Source organism: Pleurocapsa sp. PCC 7319 (assembly GCF_000332195.1).
GTDB lineage: Bacteria > Cyanobacteriota > Cyanobacteriia > Cyanobacteriales > Xenococcaceae > Waterburya.
In genome coordinates this window covers 2,718,229-2,735,061 of sequence record NZ_KB235922.1, presented here as the reverse complement: position 1 = coordinate 2,735,061, position 16,833 = coordinate 2,718,229, and the positions used below count along the sequence as shown (strand labels likewise).

Below are 16,833 nucleotides of genomic sequence, written 5' to 3'. Positions count from 1 at the left end.
AGCAGTGCTTAAACTATCACAAATAACTTACCTATTCAAGTCAACATCAAATAATAGATTATTCAGTTAATTTCAAATATATATCAAGCTAATATTCTCTGCTTTATTAATAAATTAATAGTGAATAAATGTACACAATAATTATTTCGGGTATAGAACTTTAGTTATAGAGAGAAATACCTGATTAAGTCGGCGAAAGTCAGAGGATAGTTATCACTTTCGTTGAGGAGAGTTTCAAGACGTTTGTCAGATGTTTTTCCTTATTTGAATCTCTACGATAAAGACAGTAAATAGGAAAACCAAGGTTAGAGGATGTACGAAAAGTCAAAACCCTCACCAAGATAGAAATCTCTGGTCAAAAGCTATCTCATATGTCCATTTTTTCATGAATTTTTACCAGCGATCACTATATCTTAAGTGATTAATTATATTTTTTGGTACATCCTCTGAATACTCTCAAAGTGAAGATGGCTTAGACCCTTGTTTTTCCTTTATTTACGCAAATTCTGTCAGTTAAAACTTTTTGAAACAGAACCAAATCAACTCACTGCTACTTATTATTGGGAGATAATCGATGGACTTTGTAACACAAACACTTTTAGCTGTTATTTCTGCGATCGCGAGAAGCACCTTGTCGAGATTGGAAGTAAGAATAGGAGAATGGGCAGGAGATACAATTCTTGAGAGATTTTTAGAAACCCTCGAACAACACTCTCCAAATACTGCAATTGCTATTAGACAAGAACCTGTAGAAGCTTTGGATTATGGGCAATTATTTCAGGAAGTAAAGTCAGAAAGACAAAATAATACTGAATTTAATCGAACTGTCGAAGAATTGGCATCAGAAGCAAAAGAGCATCCACTACCAAGTATGGCTCGTGTACTTGATAAGTTTGCAGCCGTAGACGAATTGAAACCTCAAATTTCAGAACTTAAGTCTTTAATCAATATATGGAGTAAGAAGATGGTGAATATTGACGAGATTAAGAAATACTTACCTGATGCTACCGACGAGGAAGCACAAGAATATCTTAAGCATCTTAAGAGGTTAGGAGTACTAGAAAGCTTTTTTGCTGAATATCCTGAAGACCTTAATGGTTATGAAGATCTATTAGCTCGTGCCAGAAAAGCATTTAACTATAAACAACCGTACCGTATTGCTGTGGCTGGTATTAGTGGTGCAGGAAAAAGTACGATGTTGAATGCCATGCTAGGGCGCGAGCTATTACCAACAAAAGAGGGTAGTGCTGTAACAGGTGTAGCTTTAGAAATATTTCTTGATGTCTCGGAGAATGACAAAGAAAGAGCAGTTGTTACATATCGCGATCGAGACAATATATTCCAATTAATTTCTAAGAATTTTTTTCAACGATATGGATTTGATGAATCACAATTTAAAGGTGAAATTGATGACAAACTTAAAGAAGCATTAGAAGCATTAAAATCGTTAGATTATCCTGGTAATGATCATGAAGCTCAACAAGAAGAAACTCGACAAGAATTTAAAGACTTAACCCAGATGTTTATCGATCTGGGTGAGCAGTATTTTCGTAATGCCCAGAACACTCTAAAAACTAACTTCTCACTTAGCAATGACAACGATCGCAATGAATTGATGGAGCTTATTGATGAGAACAGCAATCTCAATAAAGACATTAAACAGCGCAGGATCGGCTTAGTGAAGTCCGTAACATATCATCTTGAGTCGAATAAAAACTCTAATGACTCGCAGACACTGCAATTACCTGGTAATGTATGCTTGGTTGATTTACCTGGACTCGGTGGCACCCTATTACACGACATAATTATTAGTGAAAGAATTAAAGATGCTGACGCAGTCATTTTCATTACGAGTCCATCACGTATTCGTGGTCACGGTGCTGAGGATTTGTTCAAAAAAGTACGCAAATACATAAGCCCTGAAGGAATGGAGAGATCGGGCGAACGTATTTTTCTTGTGCTAAACGCCTTTGACAAAATCCCAACTGACGAGGTACCGCCTGAGGTACGAGGAGAGTTAGAGAAATTAATCGAACTCCTACCTGCTTATGCAAATTCCTCGGAGTTAAGCAAGCGGGGAGGTAACAACCCATATTTCATGACATCCGCATTGGGAGCGTACTGTGCTCAGAAGAAGCTCAAGGGAGAGTCGATTGCTCCCTATCGTGATTTTTACAAAAGCCTCAATGATAAGTTTGGGGGTGATGAGGAAGTGCTTAAAGCAAGTCGAGTCCCGAAGCTGGTAGAAGAGTTAACTAAGTTTGCTCGCGATAAACGCATTGAAGGACAAATTCGTGATGGTAAGCAGGCTTTAAATAGCATTATCAACCCACTCCACAGTTGGTATGACAGTGAATACAGAAGAGTGATTGATAACCAAGGACAATATGCTTCTCAGAAGAACATAGAAATTCAGATCCAAGACAAAAGAAAGGTTCTTGAGAAGAAGTTGTTGGATTTCCGAAAAGAAATACTCAAAAAATTTGAGGAAATTAGCATAGAACTACAAAATAAAGCCAACAAAATTTGTGATGAAGCAGATGACAAGCTAAGGGAGAAGATGCCCCATATTTGGAAGAAACACTTTAAGACTGGCAACGATATTCTAGAAATTGAAAAGTTTGGCAAACCCCTAATTGAACCTGTGCTAAGTGATGCCCAAGTTGAGCTTTGGGAAAATCTCAATCAACGTATACCAAAGCTAGCAATATATTTGTCTAGTTTGTATGGGGAAGCATTTCAAAAGTTCGAAGTAGTTCAGAAAATTGTTAATCATTGCTTCGGCTTTAAGGAAATTGTAGAAATAGAAGCAAAAATTCAAAGGTTTATTGATGATATGAACCGCACAATGGCTCAAATCGCCGAGCGTATTGCCATGATAACAATGACCAATCGAGAGAATCATTTTTCTGCTCTTCAAAATAACAAACCAGAGAAGGAACAACTCTTTAACATTTTTAAGTCCGAAGATATGCGCAACGAGAATTTGTCTCCCGATAAGTTTGACAATTTTATTACTGAAGCGAGGAAGTTATACGAGAATTTCGTCTCTGAATATTGTGTTTCCAGTCTTTTGAATCTTTATCGATACGAAATGATTGTGGTTGAGCGTAAGTTATTTAAATATATTGACGATGTGTTTACCGAAATGGATAATCAGATTCCAAACCTTATAAACAATGATAGTGATAGTCCAGTTCCTGTTTGGCTATCTGAAATACTTATTTCCGATCCAAATTGGGAGTACGAGGTTTCACTAAAGAATAAAATCTCTATTTTATCGAGTATTAAGGAGTGATATTACATTTCACTGAGTAGTGGCTGTCATGCTCGACAAAGTGAAGCATCTCAAGAAGATTTCAACAACACAGATGCTTCACTTCACTCAAAATCTAATCAGGTGCAGTTAAAAATACAACAAAGCAGTTATTAATGATAAATATGGAGGAACCTTCATGACTAGTCCTAACTGGTCGGACTTCAGCAATCGTCTACAAAGCTACACGAAGATTTTCACTGAGAAGTTTAATGAGTTTAAGGAAAACTTACAAGCTTCTCCTAGAAATATACGTTTAGGAATTTGGGGAACTACAGGGGCAGGTAAAACTACTTACCTGACAATGCTTTACGATGCTCTAGAACTATCAGGCAATTGGTGGGTTGAAGTTAACCCAAATGCACGTTCATTTTTGGAATACAATCTTGACACTATCAAGGAAGAACGAAAATTCCCAGAGCCTACTGAACCAGGAGAGTTAGAGATTTACAGTTACATACTCAGACCTAAGTCTCCACGTGTTGCTAATTCCGAAATCATACTTAACTTTATCGATGCCCCTGGGGAATTTTATGAAAATATCCAGGATACCAAAGGCAAAGTTATTGAAGACGAGGAGTCTAGGGAAAAGGATATCGTGGACTATTTGATTGCTTGTGATGGAATTATCTTTTTGCTTGACCCCATAAGAAGCAAGAAAGATAATAAGACGTACTCAACTCTGTTGAGAAAGTTATTTCAAGAATTTCAAGAGCGATCTCGCTCTCGACGCCCTCGAAGCGAGTCCAATCTGCTAGAGCAATACATGGCATTTTGTGTGACCAAGTTCGATCGTGAAGAGCTTTGGAATAAGGGGGATGAATCTGATAAGTTAGCTGAAAATGTGATGGGTTGGGAGTTGCAGCGTCTTCAAAACTTCTGTCGGTTAGAGTTAGATAGAGAAACAGGAAAAAATAAGCCAAGCAAAGAAAACCGTTGCGAATTTTTTTCTGTATCATCTATAGGTCGTTATCAAGACAAAGATGGCAAGTCGCAAGTATCTGTAATTGAACCAGCACAAACGAGCAATTCCAATTCACAAGAAAAGAGTAAATCCAATCAACAGTTGAAGAAAGGATATGACTTTGATGACGATACACCCTCACAACCAATCAATACAAATCCTAGTAGTTCGTCTTCAAAATGCCAACCGACTATCAAGTCAGATGTGACATTAAACTCATATAATGTGCTCGAACCAGTTGAGTGGTTAATTCAGAGAATCCAAAATCATCCACCTTCCCGTCCTAACACTAGTAATTCACCAAAACAAAACTGATGATTTCAGGGTGAGTATAGGGTTCAGGGGATGTTTCAAAATATAAAAATCCTCTCCTCACTTATCATTTTCAAGACATATAGTCGTTCTAAATAGGAAACAGAGGAATGTTTATTCTTACTACTCGTTACTCGTTACTTCTAGTACAGATCAACCTGTGGGAATTAATTGGAATGACTATACAATGCAAACCCAAAATTACATTTATATACCTAACATGAATTTAGCGTCAGTGTATAATTCTTTTGTCTATGGCAAATTCGTCACAGAAACAGATTCTGGTTATCGCCTAGTTGCTCGTAGTACTGATTTAACGAATGAAGAACATCTTGGAACTATGGTGGAAACCTATCGCTTCTGGGGTTCGAGACCCCCTGAAAAGAATGCGGAGGCGATAGGCATCTTCTTGGAAGAAGGAAATAAAAATCTGGTGTTAGTGAAGGTTGAAACTGCTGTTGATGAAAGTAAAATAGAAGCCACAAGTGGCGGAAGAACATTTAGGCAACGTCACTATATTATTATCCCAATAGATTCGGTAACTAAGCAATTACAGGGTCGGACATTTCAATTATTGAATTGGATGAATACTCAACCTATTCGACTCTTTTCTAAATTTGAGGCTGACCTATCATCTCCACCAATTGAACCTCTCAATGAGCCATTGCCAACGGAGTTAAATCAAGAAGAAGTCAATAAGATAAAGTGCTACCTTAATGATACTAATAATGAAGGTCAGCCATTACTTCTCTTGGCTTTGGCTGTCTTGAACAATGATAAGCGTTTACTTTTAACAGACAATAACAGGATAGATTTTGTTGAGAGTCTGTTGCTATTGCTCCCTGCTTCGGTGCGTAGCAAAGTCTCAATTGCGCGAGGTATACTCGACGAGGAATATTGCAATTGGGCGAAATTGCTTATTAAAGCTAATAATTCCTCTAGGGGTAAACTTGTTGATAAGCTTATTCGACTCAATTACGGTAGTAAAAAGTTTGAGGGGCAGTTTAACAGAGATACTACATTTAAGTCTGATTACGTCACTCTACTTCAAGCTATCCTGAATATCCCAGATATAGACATAATTCCACGACTACTCAAGCAACTAGATTCCATTGAGGATAATAACGTCACACTAGAAGATCCTGCTACTGCCAACATCATTATCCGTCTCATTAAGGAGTTCCCCCAGATATTTCAGCAGGTGTGGAAGTCTCTTTCAAGCACCAAGCAAATCCAGTTTTTGAAAGAACTCCGAGATAATTTGCACCTAGCTGAGATATTGTTATTAAAGCAGAAGTTATTAGAACAGCTACCTTATGAAACTGAAGACAATGAATTTGTGCGGGAGTCGATCGCGCTTTGTCAGAGTGTAGTTGCTGATAAATCTCAGAAAGACTTCCAAAAAGCTTGGAATCTTGCTACTCATTTTGTGACAAACAAAATCTTTCAGGATAATATTACTGCACGCTTTGAGTTGTTAGATACTTCCCTTGCTGGTGAAATTAAAGTTGAAGACCTGTATAACTCCTTCAACTGCAAACTTGCACTTCTATTAGTTAATTTTGATGCTGTTAAAATTCACACTAGCAATTTGTATAGCCAGCTACAAACCAAGAATTCACGAGCAGCAGAATTGCTTAATACCTTACTCACAAAGCGGAATACAGCTTTAAAACACCTGCCACAACTGGCAAATTTAACAGGGATGGAAGAGTCCGAACAGGATAAGTTTTACCAAACAGTCCTTGACACTTGGTCTCCTTCTTATGAAGATGGACGGGAATTACTAATAGCCCTGATTGACCAGACTCAGGAATCGGGTAGCCAATTCAATGGTAATACTTTAGTAAAAACCCGTGCATGGTTTGAGGGCAAAAAGCCTGAATTCAGCAATATTTTCATTGCACTCCAGCAACCAAGCATTACCTGGGACAACTGGAAAGAACTAGCTAAAGCTCTATACGAAAATCAACAACACTCTGCTGCTTTTCTCGATAAAAGAGTCGGAACAATATTGCCTGCTGAGGTATTGGAAACTTGGCTGCCAATAATAGCCGAAGATGAGAATCTCAGGAGAGAATTTTGTCAAAACAGTTCGGCATGGGAACAGTTACGATCGCAACGGGAGCATTTCGATCAATTCGTCGTTACTCGACCAGAATATGCTACCACCTTATTACGCTGTTTGCGAGATAGCAACCGTTTGGACTGGATTAATAGCAATCTGATCCATAGCCTGTGCGATTATTGGAATCAACACAAGCAAGTTGATGATGACTTGAGAACTCTGGTAACTAACCCTGATGTCACCCAGAAATTCACATATCATGATTGGTTGAAACTACAATACGTCTGCTGGACAATAGGTACTGATTTAAATCTGCCTCCAGGTAGACCAGATTTAGGGGTAAAGGAAAAAATAGAGTTGCTGGATCGAGCAATAGAAATCGCTAATAATCTCTATACCAAACCTACACAAACGCGACGCTTGCTTCAAGCTTGTAAAGCTTGGCAGTTAGACTCTACTCAACTAAAAGACATTCTTAGAAGAGTAAACGATCAAGCCCGTGACTTTGAGTTAGTACTGGATTATATTAGCATTGACTTGGAAGCGATCGATCCGACTCAAGACATTCCACTACTATTTACACAGTTGAGCCGACTTCTCCCTAAATCCCTCAGCCAACTGTTAAATGATCGTCTCAAGCAAAATTTTCCTTTAGCTGAAAAATTGCTCGATCTCGGACTATACGAGCAACACTGTTTATTAAATAACAATGAAATTCAATCAGAACTTCGCAGATTCTGTCACATCGTTGTTCAATACAAATCCAAGCAAAACTGGTCTCAAGCATGGGAATTGGTTAAGAAACTCGATCTCAGTACAGCCTTTAAGGATGATAGCGATCGCCTTGAACTGCTGAATGCTGTCCGACCAACTTTTACAGTTCAAGAGAAGAAACTTCTGCAAGAATATGCAATGACAATAGTAAAGTTATACACTCAACCCCAACAAATGCGACGCTTGCTTGAGGATAGCTCTACTTGGGGGTTAAGTCTAACTGAACAAAAAGAAATTCTCAAAGCAAATCGCTTTGCTTGCGATTTTGACTTGGTATTCCAATATCTCTGAGAGGAAGCTTACAAGATCCTGTTGGCGAATCAAATAGAAGTTTCGAGAGCAGCAAAACGAGAAGTGCGAGTTGAGGCTAAGGGGATTTTTTGAAACCAATTACTTTGAAACCAATTACTGAGTCGAGATAAATTAATCGCAGCAGCAGTGGCAAGATGTTGTAAATGAGTTTTGGTCAAACCAATGTAACGCGAACGTCGCAAATCATTAACTCTAACACTTTGAGAAATAGTCCCTTCAATCCCAGCGCGAGGAGTATATTGAGCCTGAAATTTCACAATTGTTGGTTTTGTCGTGCTGCTTGTAAAGCTTGGTGTTGAGCCATTGGTCGCAGTTTTAGAACACAAGGGGCTTTCGCTGTTTTGGTACAATGGTGTCGCTGCTCACATTGAGCGCAAATAGCTTGATGAAAACGAACTTCCACTACCTGATTATCAGAATCATCCTGAAAACAACGCCAATTACGACTTGTTTGACCTAGAGGGCAAGTTGTTTGCTCTTGTTGCCAATCAATTTCAAAACAAGACAAATCAAAGGCTTGAGCGGATTTATTTTGCCAACTGTTATCATCCAAAACTCGACCGACTAATTTCACTTGATACGATGAAGCTGAAGTAACGATATTTTCAGCATTCCTCCTTCTCTATTTTCTTGCGCCGACCCTGAATATACAATGAGCGTCAAGTAATATTAAATCTTCTGTAGAAGATGCAAGACAAGGGGTGATTAATTCACTCATGATTGGCTTTTGTCCAGATTCTAAGTAGCTGATTACTTGGTAAGTTTTTGGTTGCCAAGAGGAATGATTTAACCATTTTTGTTTTTTAAGATATTCTGGACTAAATGCAGTTTTATCTAGCAAAAAAAAATTCACTTGGTATTTATTGATGAAGCTGACCAGATTTTGAATATCATCACTATATTGTGCTTGTATAAGGTCAACTGTACGTTGTTTAATTTGTTGATAATAGTATGGATGATAAGCTATAGCGAACTCTCTACTTACTAAAATAGAACGCTGAGAAAAAGCAGGAATATTACTTACTTCTGGAGTTAAAGATGCAATGAGAGTATCTTTAGGCTGTTGAGCTAAAAATTGATAGATTGTTATATCTTGTCCGATTTGCCAGCTTTGAAACCAATTAATAAAAACAGATGGCACAGCCGGGAAAATAATTACTGTCAGCGAAAATAAGCTAATTAAAATAAGTTTGAATTTATCTTTTATTTTGAAATGAGCTTGTTTGCTGTTCTTTTGTAACCATTTTTCAAAAAAGCGGCTCAAATTAGTGACAATTATTGCTGTAGATATCGCTAATAAAAATCTGATTGAATGATATGTATAACGTCCAGGCAAATGAATTTTAGGTAATACTAAGTGAGCAACAAAAAACATTAATAAAGAAGCGATCGCTACTTGTCTTAAGATAACCAGCTGTGAAGTGGCAATTTTAATGATCTTGAGTCGCTGGGGTACTAATAATGGGAAACAAAAACCCAGCCAAATAATCGGTGGAAATAGAGGAACACCCAAACCACTAGTGTCGTTCAACCAGAAATTAACAGGATTTACGCCAAAAAACGTACTTCTACCAGATAAATTAAACTCTGGCATTTGCTGCATTTGACTAGCGGTAACTGTAGTCGCTAATTCAGTTGGTTTTTGGGTTAAAGGTAATAGAACGATAATAGTTACAATTAACCCCAGTATCCACCAAAGATAGTCTTGTTTATCTTGAGTTAACTGAAGCTTATTCCAGCGTAACAATCTGACACTTAAGATGGCTAATTCTAGCAGTAATATCTGAGGATAAAATAAACCCTGAAAAGTCATTAGTATTAAGCATAAAATCAATTTGTTTTTGCTTAAATAATATAGCCAAGCAGCAAATAAAGGATATAAAAAAGCTCTGGGGGTAGAACTAATCAAATCATCATTCAACCAAATTAGTTGATTTAAAAATAGACTACTGAGAAAAGCAGTGCTAGGTAAAGCTAATATCTGTAAAGAGAAAAAATAAGTATAGATAGTAGTAACTAAGCCTAAAAATATTGGTAATATTTTGGCTAAAAATATTGGCTCAATGCCTATTTTAGCTGTTATCCAATAAACAGCTTTGTACCCCAATGGAGCAAGGCTCATGAAATAATCGGCAATTAAATCATCAGGGAAAAGTTGCGGATCGATGAATCTTTGTAACCAAACAACGTGTTGTCTAGCATCATCTTGCACCACATAATCTTGGTTTAAACAATAATGAGCGGAAATCAGACCATAGTAGAGACAGACAAGGATACTTAATCCCAACCATAATCTAAAATGACGGCGATTGTTGACTGTCTTCTGCATTGCGATCGCTAGATTGACATAAATTAGATTGCCATAAATTTAACTAAAAAATTTGATTTACTTTACTTAATAGCTTCTGCATCTTTCAAAGATTGAGTCAAGGTTTCTGTAATTTTAGTATTACCCTGAGGACTGGGATGAATATGATCGCGATAGAGGAATTCGGGTTGAGGGAAATCCGACCAGACTTTTAAAAAGTCAATAAATTCAATATTTTCGGTTGTAACAAATTCTTGGAGACGTTTTCTAGCTTTCATTTTGTTATCTCCCCCACCCTGTTTAAATTCCTGTAACAAGGGAGTCATCGCCAAAATAAATTTGGTATTTGATTTTTCGGCGATCGCTTTGATTTCTTTAATAGCTGCTAAATTTGCCTCAACTTTGTCGGTTTCTGATTGTCGCAACTGCTCTAACTCGGGAATTGGTCGAGGAGCAGCAAAATAAAATTGATATAGTTCAATCAAGGCTAAAGGAGGGTTTTGATCGGGGTAACTAAGCGATTTCCCGATAGCTAAGGATGTTGGCTTAGCAGCCAATAAATCATCAGTATTAATTATCAAAACTAAGACATCGGCATCAAATAACCCAAAACGCTTCAGGTAAGCTAGTTCGTTACGGGGACCCCAGGAATTTGCCGAGACGTTTAACACTTCAATTGATTGATTTCCCTTGGTTTTAGTTAGTTGATTAGCTACCAAGGTGGAAAGAGTTTGCGCTTGATCTGTCCACCAAGAACCATTAACTACGGAATCCCCTAATAAGACAATGCGACTATTATCATTGTCTTTTTCTGCCTGAATTGTTTGATTACGCATTGAATATTGATTTATTTCAATCAGATTACCAAAACGACGTAATTTTTGCCGAGGAGCAAGTAAGTAACCAATTTCCTCATCGGCAACGTACAATGTGGGGTTTCCGAATCCCATAGTTAGACGAAGACCAATTTCTGCTGCGACAGTTAGTCCAGCTACACTAGCTAAGACAATTAAAAATATTTTCATGATTAAGTTTGACTGACTTGAATTAGAGGTTCTAGGAAAAATTAGCAGAATTTTACTGAATGTAAATTTGTTTTGATACCATTTAATTAGTAAAAAACCCAGATAGCAAACAGATAATTTTCTGCTATGCTGATTTCCATTAAATAGTCCCTTAATCAAATATAGAAGAGCAAATTATTATGTCTGACTTAGATCGTGGAATTATGAAGTTTAAAGGTGCAGATAAACCGATTCTGGTTGCTGTATCGGCGATTTTAATTTTTGGTGGCATTATTGCTTTAATTTCCTGGGCCTTAAAATCGGCTTACATAGCGTAGCTTTTTGTGGCTAGTACTTAAAAAACTAAGTCAGAAATCAACCAAATGCTTTTTTCTTGCAAAAGTGTCAGAATCCTATGCTATGATTTATAACCGTGGCATAAATGGGTCGATGCCCGAGTGGTTAATGGGGGCGGACTGTAAATCCGCTGGCTATGCCTACGCTGGTTCAAATCCAGCTCGGCCCACTACATAATAAAAAAGAGGTTTAGAGCCTCTTTTTTTATTGGCTATTTTGAATCTTCAAGAATGTTCTTATAACTCCTGAAAACTTTTAAAAACTGTCAAACGCGACCTAAAATTAGATCACATTTAGATCGATATCCTTAGTTAATTGGACAAGATAGATAAACGACTAGATACAGCTAACAATAGGCTTAAACAGTCAAACGCTGGCATCAAAATATTTAGGCGTGGTCAGAAGTTATCATTACGGGGAATGCTGCCACCAAAGACAGGTAGAGATAAATCATCACAGCAAACTATAAGCCTGGGGATTTATTGTAATGCTGCGGGAATACAGAGCGCGGAGAAGCAAGCGCAAAAGTTGGCCAGTCAGTTGGCATTGAAAGAATTTAACTGGGATGATTGGACTATCCAAGAGAGTAGTATTGGCAGTGTTGGTTACTGGATAAAAGAGTTTGAAGCTGATTATTTTAATCGTAAAGAGAATAACGATCGCACGATGACTACTTGGAATACAGAGTATAAGGCGATGTTCAAACGGTTAAACAATACTGAAAGTTTGAGCGAAAAAGTGTTGATTGACTTAGTTTTGACTACTGACCCCGACACGAGACGGGAGCATCCCATTTCGGAAGAAAAACAGAAGAAGTAGAGAAATAAGAACAATGAAGGTCAAACTGAAAGAAGACTTGAGTTATAAGGAAGGTTAATGACTCCATCAGAGAAAGTACGTGTTCAAGAGTGTGTCCAAGAACTATCAGAGATTTTGTATCGTAATACTCCATTAGACAAATGCCAGACCTTGGAGGATATAGAGAAATCAGTTAGAGAACATCTCTTGGAATCAGTCGGATCCAAGATGGCATTTTTTTTATCGAACAAAAAACTCAAACAAACATTGGAAAAGAGCGAATAATCAAAAGCTCGGTCGGAAAATTACGTTTACGTCGTCGACAATTAGAAAAGCTAGGTGTAGAAGCAAGAACCCGTATTAGTCCTTTGCTTCAAAAATGTTGTCTATGTTTGAGTGCTAATGAATCATTTTCTCAAGCAGAGCAAGACTTGTTTCTACTGACAGGGATAAAAGTAGGACATAGCACCTTACAGAGACATGTCTATACAGAAAAAGAGCATTTAGATTTTCCTGATAGCCCAATAGCTATCAACGAGGTATGCCTTGATGGAGGCAAAGTGAGATTGAAAACTCCAAACCGTGGAGACAAATGTGAGTGGCGGGATTATCAAGCAGCACGTTTATCAGCAGTCTAAGTACCTAGACAAAATTAATTGTATATTCCGTACCAAAGTTTTTGAGAATATTTTCGACAGCATCTACTAAAGCAGAATAACTTTCATAAGCATCACTTTCTAACCACTTATACTTAATAAAACGCCAGAGAATTTCTATGATATTCAAATGAGGGGAATAAGTTGGTAGAAAGAAAATCTCTAGTCCTTTTTCTGACCACTCTGCTTCCTTATTCCAGAGAAAGTTATTTTGATGGATTGAAGCATTATCCATGATTAGAATGGTCTTTTTGGTGATTTTTTCACAAAATTGGTCTATACAGGCTACAATGACGTCACTATTAATACTGCATTTAAAAGTGTATACTTCTAGTTCATTTTGTCTGCTTAAAAAGCCTAAGACATTTAATCTTTTACTTTGTTGACTAGGGACTTCGATTTTTTGTTTTCTTTCTTGCCAGGCATAAGGGATATATGGAATTAAACAAAAACCACTTTCATCTACGTATCTAATTTCAATTTCTCCTGTTGACTCTTGTTCTTTTAATTTGTCTAATTCCTTGACTTTTCGGTCGTAAAATTCAGGGATAGGATTTCCTCCTACCCTTCTTTTGATTCTAGACCAACCCATATAAGCTGATTTGATTATTCTTTTTATAGTCTTTTTACTTACGGTGTTTCCCCATTCTCTTAAAATTTTTGATTGGACTTTTTCCAGATTTTTGGGCGTGTCTTTTACCCAATTTTTTATTTGTTGCTGTTGCTCAACAGTAAATAGCTTTTTTCTTCCCCGACCAGGACTATTATAAAGTCCCGAAAATTTAGATGATTCCCAAGCATTAAACCAATTGTAAATTGTATTGCGACTTACTTGAAATATTTCCCTTAATTCTGAGATTTTATAGCCTTGATAACTTAATTTAATACAATGGGCTCTCTGTCTTACTTGATAATATTTACTCTGCTGGTAAATTCTCTTTAAAAGTTTTAATGTATCTTTGTTTAAACCCTTAATATATCTCATCTTAATCTAGTTTCTTTTATTTAGGCGATCGCCGAGCACTTTGGGTTCTCCCGAACTTTCAGCGATTGCCTCAACTTCTCCTATAATGACCCCTTAATTTAACCTGAAAATAGTCACTTAAAACTTTATCTTAAAATATACAATTAATTCTGTCTTACTACTTAAGTCATCATGGTCAAAGTCAAAATAGACAAGACGGAATCGACATCTACAATTATTCCAACTCGTCCAGGTATTCAAATATCTAACTGTAAGAAAGGCGGGGTGGGGAAGACACTGTTATCTAAATTGAAGGCAGCTTATTGTCTGGAGTCAGGGTTAGATTTCTATGCGTTAGACGCAGATCGACAGGAGAGTTTTTTGAAAGCCTATCCCGATTTTGCTCTACCGACTCGCTTTAGTGAACTAGATAAAAATTGGAAGATACCAGATAAGATTTTGGATTTGGCATTAGAGAAATTGGTGTTGGTAGATCTGCCTGGAAATGTTGAAGAGGCATTTAATCATTGGCTGACGGCTAGCGATATTTTAGAAGCATCAAGAGACTTAGATGTAGAGATTCAGAATTGGTATGTGCTAGATGATTCGGCTGAATGTTATGAAGGGTTTTTGAGAACGCTGGAGTTTGTTGAAGATAATGCGACTCACATATTAGTCAGAAATTTGGGACGTTGTGAAGATTGGGAAAGCTTTGACCAGTTTATTACGACTAAGTTGATTGCAGAATATAAGTTGAAGGTAATTGACCTGCCAAAGTTGAGGTTTGATACAGCGACGACGGTTTATAAAAATGCTCTGAGTTTTACTGAAGCTAGAAGACATGGCGAGTTTAGTACGGCTCAGTTAGCGGGACTTAAACAGAAATTAAGCCCAAACAAAGCCCAAACTCTTTTTATAAGCCATAAATACGTCGCGATTATGATTGAGCCATTGAACAAAACGGAAAGATATAGCTGTACGAAAAGCCTCTAAAGCTTCAGGAAAGGTGTCTAAAGGTTTATTCGCCCAACGTCTTCTTAACCCACCAGTAAGCTTATGCCAAAGGATAAAAGTATAAGCGCAAAAGACTAAGATAAAATGCCTTAATAAACTTCTTTTTCCTCTAACCTGATATTCTTTTAATCCCAACCATCCTTTTACTTCGCGATAGAATACTTCAACCCAGTTTCTTTGAGAATAAGTATTAACTATCCACTGTGGAGTAACGATTGATGGGTCAATATTAGTTATGAAGTAATCAATATCTTCTGCATCTTCAAAGGTTGAATCATTCATGACGATAGCTATTTTTCTGATTCCTTCAAGACGCGATATTTCTACTTCAACGATAGCTATCCAAACTGTTCTAGGTTTTTCTAAGTTGATTATGGTTTTAGTAAAAGTCTTTTTGGGTAATGATTCTGCCAAAACATCTAATCTTATTTCTTCTGTTAGTTCATTTAAATTAACAACTTTAACTTTTCTATTTTTAGCTAGTCCTCCCAAATAGTTTAATTTTCTTTTTTCTAATTCAACTAGAAAAGATGTATTGTTTCCATATCCAGAATCAATTAATACTATCCCTGGTCTATGTCCTCTTTCAAGGGTCTTATCAATTAAACTTAAGGCTAAGGTAGGTTTTTTCTTAAACTTTGGGTCTTTTTTTCCTTCTGGCAACGAGTTACCATGTTGATATAATTCAATATCTAAAGGTAAGCTTTTTTTACCATCATAAAGGTGAGTTGTCACCACAACATTCCCATTATCAGTTTTACCTATTTCTCCTATATACTGACGACCTACTCCAGCAGTGAAATTTCCACTTTTTCTATGCCCTGAATCGTCAACAATTAGACTAAATCCCCGACTTATTCTGGTTTGGTTGCATTTATTCATCACCTCCAAACGACGTTCATTTATTTTCTGTGCCGACCAGGTTGCTTCAGTTAAGAAATGGTGTAATTTATGGTATGTGACTTCTACCGCATCTTTAGCCATTTGAGACATATTTTTTCGCTCACTTTCCCCCAGTAATCCCCCTAAATAATGCCTAAACCGTGCGTAACTCGGATTTAAAATCCGAGTTGACGCAGCACGGTGCATTCCGCACTCTCTTTTTTGTGCTTTATTTCTCAGCAAATCATCAAACTTTTGACACCATCTATCGAAGCAAGGAGGCATGGCTGCGGGAGTGGTTTCTTTCATCGCTAGCGATTGGCTTTGCCACTGCGCGGAGCGCAATCGCTATTTAGGATAATGTTAAACTTAATCAGCAAAAGTATTTTATCTCATTTTGACTTCTAAAATTGTTTAAGTCCCGTTAGCAGGATTAAGAGGATATATGCGACGAGTCTATCAAGTCTTTGATGATGCTGGGTTTAATGTTGAAACTTTGAGGTTGAAAGGGTGACTCATTTAAAAAAGCCAACTTTATCTCAGCAGCAAAACGAGCTAAGAGAATTTGTAGATGAACGTCTACACAATGAAGAGCCGAAAGTTAAAGAACGAGTATATCAATGGCTGAACGATAATCAGTATTTTGTTGATAATGAGTTGTTCGATTTTTATTTCTGTGTGGCACAAAATATCGCTGCTGTTGAGGTACTTGGTGGTTCTGGGAAGAAGATAATTAAGGCAAAAATAGGGCTATCTGAATCCGTAGAAGCTTATACGACTCAGATTGTTGATACTTCTAACTGGATTAATCAGCAGTTGAAAGGTCAGCTAGAAAATGTTCAGAAGAATCAACAGAAATTGGATACTAAACTAATTGAAGTCTTAGAGGGTTTGGCAAATGAGCATCAGAATTTACAAACCGTCTCAAATGGGTTGATTAACTCAATGTCAGTTTTGGTAAAAAAGCAGAAACATTTATTGGTTCAAACTGAAGCAGCTATAAAATATGCTCGTCGAACGGTAATTATCGCTTGGATTCTTCCTGTCGCAATAGTTTTGGGATTGGTAACTATAGTTTTCCTAAATCAAAAATTTTAGAAATAC

General features: G+C 37.1%; 15 protein-coding genes and 1 tRNA gene. 10 read left to right on the top strand and 6 right to left on the bottom strand.

Annotated elements, in window-relative coordinates; genetic code table 11:
* Positions 1-574 precede the first annotated feature (574 nt).
* The 3 genes from PLEUR7319_RS0116345 (at position 575) to PLEUR7319_RS0116335 (ending at position 7,725) form a co-directional block, all read left to right on the top strand.
* Positions 575-3,298, top strand: coding sequence for a dynamin family protein (locus tag PLEUR7319_RS0116345; protein ID WP_019506297.1), 2,724 nt, complete (start codon positions 575-577; stop codon positions 3,296-3,298).
* 157 nt (positions 3,299-3,455) lie between these two features.
* On the top strand, positions 3,456-4,595 hold the full coding sequence (locus PLEUR7319_RS0116340) for a hypothetical protein (RefSeq protein ID WP_019506296.1): 1,140 nt from the start codon (positions 3,456-3,458) through the stop codon (positions 4,593-4,595).
* Positions 4,596-4,812: 217 nt separating this feature from the next.
* Entirely contained in the window at positions 4,813-7,725 is a 2,913-nt protein-coding gene (locus PLEUR7319_RS0116335; protein ID WP_026102570.1) for a hypothetical protein, read from the top strand.
* A gap of 29 nt (positions 7,726-7,754) precedes the next feature.
* Here the strand turns inward: PLEUR7319_RS0116335 and PLEUR7319_RS43165 are convergent, their stop codons facing one another.
* The 4 genes from PLEUR7319_RS43165 to PLEUR7319_RS0116315 all read right to left on the bottom strand — a co-directional run bounded on the left by PLEUR7319_RS43165 (position 7,755) and on the right by PLEUR7319_RS0116315 (position 11,079).
* Positions 7,755-8,003, bottom strand: coding sequence for a transposase (locus tag PLEUR7319_RS43165; protein ID WP_019506294.1), 249 nt, complete (start codon positions 8,001-8,003; stop codon positions 7,755-7,757).
* Positions 8,000-8,320 carry a transposase gene (locus PLEUR7319_RS43160; protein ID WP_019506293.1) on the bottom strand — a complete coding sequence of 107 codons (321 nt, stop codon included), beginning with the start codon at positions 8,318-8,320 and terminating at the stop codon, positions 8,000-8,002. Before PLEUR7319_RS43160 ends, PLEUR7319_RS43165 begins: the two co-directional genes overlap by 4 nt.
* 48 nt (positions 8,321-8,368) lie before the next feature.
* Complete coding sequence (locus tag PLEUR7319_RS0116320) at positions 8,369-10,075, bottom strand: hypothetical protein (RefSeq protein WP_019506292.1); 1,707 nt, start codon at positions 10,073-10,075, stop codon at positions 8,369-8,371.
* A gap of 62 nt (positions 10,076-10,137) precedes the next feature.
* Positions 10,138-11,079, bottom strand: a complete 942-nt coding sequence (locus PLEUR7319_RS0116315; RefSeq protein WP_192816069.1) for an SGNH/GDSL hydrolase family protein — start codon at positions 11,077-11,079, stop codon at positions 10,138-10,140.
* Positions 11,080-11,258: 179 nt separating this feature from the next.
* Between PLEUR7319_RS0116315 and PLEUR7319_RS41655 the strand changes: the two genes are divergently transcribed.
* The 5 genes from PLEUR7319_RS41655 (at position 11,259) to PLEUR7319_RS35680 (ending at position 12,851) form a co-directional block, all read left to right on the top strand.
* The gene (locus PLEUR7319_RS41655; protein WP_019506290.1) at positions 11,259-11,396 is read left to right on the top strand and encodes a hypothetical protein; all 138 of its coding nucleotides are present in this window, start codon (positions 11,259-11,261) and stop codon (positions 11,394-11,396) included.
* Positions 11,397-11,502: 106 nt separating this feature from the next.
* Positions 11,503-11,584 (top strand) — tRNA-Tyr (locus PLEUR7319_RS0116305).
* A gap of 146 nt (positions 11,585-11,730) precedes the next feature.
* Positions 11,731-12,234: a hypothetical protein gene (locus PLEUR7319_RS35685; protein ID WP_019506289.1), complete on the top strand. Its 504-nt coding sequence runs from the start codon at positions 11,731-11,733 to the stop codon at positions 12,232-12,234.
* A gap of 57 nt (positions 12,235-12,291) precedes the next feature.
* Entirely contained in the window at positions 12,292-12,498 is a 207-nt protein-coding gene (locus PLEUR7319_RS42735; protein WP_019506288.1) for a hypothetical protein, read from the top strand.
* An 83-nt stretch (positions 12,499-12,581) separates the two neighbouring features.
* Positions 12,582-12,851, top strand: coding sequence for a hypothetical protein (locus PLEUR7319_RS35680; RefSeq protein ID WP_144054324.1), 270 nt, complete (start codon positions 12,582-12,584; stop codon positions 12,849-12,851).
* Between the two features lie 4 nt (positions 12,852-12,855).
* Here the strand turns inward: PLEUR7319_RS35680 and PLEUR7319_RS0116285 are convergent, their stop codons facing one another.
* On the bottom strand, positions 12,856-13,854 hold the full coding sequence (locus PLEUR7319_RS0116285) for an IS630 family transposase (protein ID WP_019503786.1): 999 nt from the start codon (positions 13,852-13,854) through the stop codon (positions 12,856-12,858).
* 171 nt (positions 13,855-14,025) lie between these two features.
* Between PLEUR7319_RS0116285 and PLEUR7319_RS0116280 the strand changes: the two genes are divergently transcribed.
* Positions 14,026-14,826: a hypothetical protein gene (locus PLEUR7319_RS0116280; protein ID WP_019506286.1), complete on the top strand. Its 801-nt coding sequence runs from the start codon at positions 14,026-14,028 to the stop codon at positions 14,824-14,826.
* Here the strand turns inward: PLEUR7319_RS0116280 and PLEUR7319_RS0116275 are convergent.
* Positions 14,719-16,038 (bottom strand): IS701 family transposase, encoded by a 1,320-nt coding sequence (locus PLEUR7319_RS0116275; protein WP_019506285.1) that lies wholly within the window; start codon positions 16,036-16,038, stop codon positions 14,719-14,721. The two genes, PLEUR7319_RS0116280 and PLEUR7319_RS0116275, sit on opposite strands and share 108 nt — an antisense overlap.
* A gap of 201 nt (positions 16,039-16,239) precedes the next feature.
* Between PLEUR7319_RS0116275 and PLEUR7319_RS0116270 the strand changes: the two genes are divergently transcribed.
* Entirely contained in the window at positions 16,240-16,827 is a 588-nt protein-coding gene (locus PLEUR7319_RS0116270; protein WP_019506284.1) for a hypothetical protein, read from the top strand.
* The last annotated feature ends 6 nt before the right edge of the window (positions 16,828-16,833 follow it).

Coding starts and splice junctions, on each gene's coding strand:
- PLEUR7319_RS0116285 (WP_019503786.1), bottom strand. CDS start 13,854: ATGAGATATATTAAGGGTTTAAACAAAGATACATTAAAACTTTTAAAG.
- PLEUR7319_RS0116335 (WP_026102570.1), top strand. CDS start 4,813: ATGAATTTAGCGTCAGTGTATAATTCTTTTGTCTATGGCAAATTCGTC.
- PLEUR7319_RS0116315 (WP_192816069.1), bottom strand. CDS start 11,079: ATGAAAATATTTTTAATTGTCTTAGCTAGTGTAGCTGGACTAACTGTC.
- PLEUR7319_RS0116275 (WP_019506285.1), bottom strand. CDS start 16,038: ATGAAAGAAACCACTCCCGCAGCCATGCCTCCTTGCTTCGATAGATGG.
- PLEUR7319_RS0116280 (WP_019506286.1), top strand. CDS start 14,026: ATGGTCAAAGTCAAAATAGACAAGACGGAATCGACATCTACAATTATT.
- PLEUR7319_RS0116345 (WP_019506297.1), top strand. CDS start 575: ATGGACTTTGTAACACAAACACTTTTAGCTGTTATTTCTGCGATCGCG.
- PLEUR7319_RS41655 (WP_019506290.1), top strand. CDS start 11,259: ATGTCTGACTTAGATCGTGGAATTATGAAGTTTAAAGGTGCAGATAAA.
- PLEUR7319_RS0116320 (WP_019506292.1), bottom strand. CDS start 10,075: ATGCAGAAGACAGTCAACAATCGCCGTCATTTTAGATTATGGTTGGGA.
- PLEUR7319_RS0116340 (WP_019506296.1), top strand. CDS start 3,456: ATGACTAGTCCTAACTGGTCGGACTTCAGCAATCGTCTACAAAGCTAC.
- PLEUR7319_RS42735 (WP_019506288.1), top strand. CDS start 12,292: ATGACTCCATCAGAGAAAGTACGTGTTCAAGAGTGTGTCCAAGAACTA.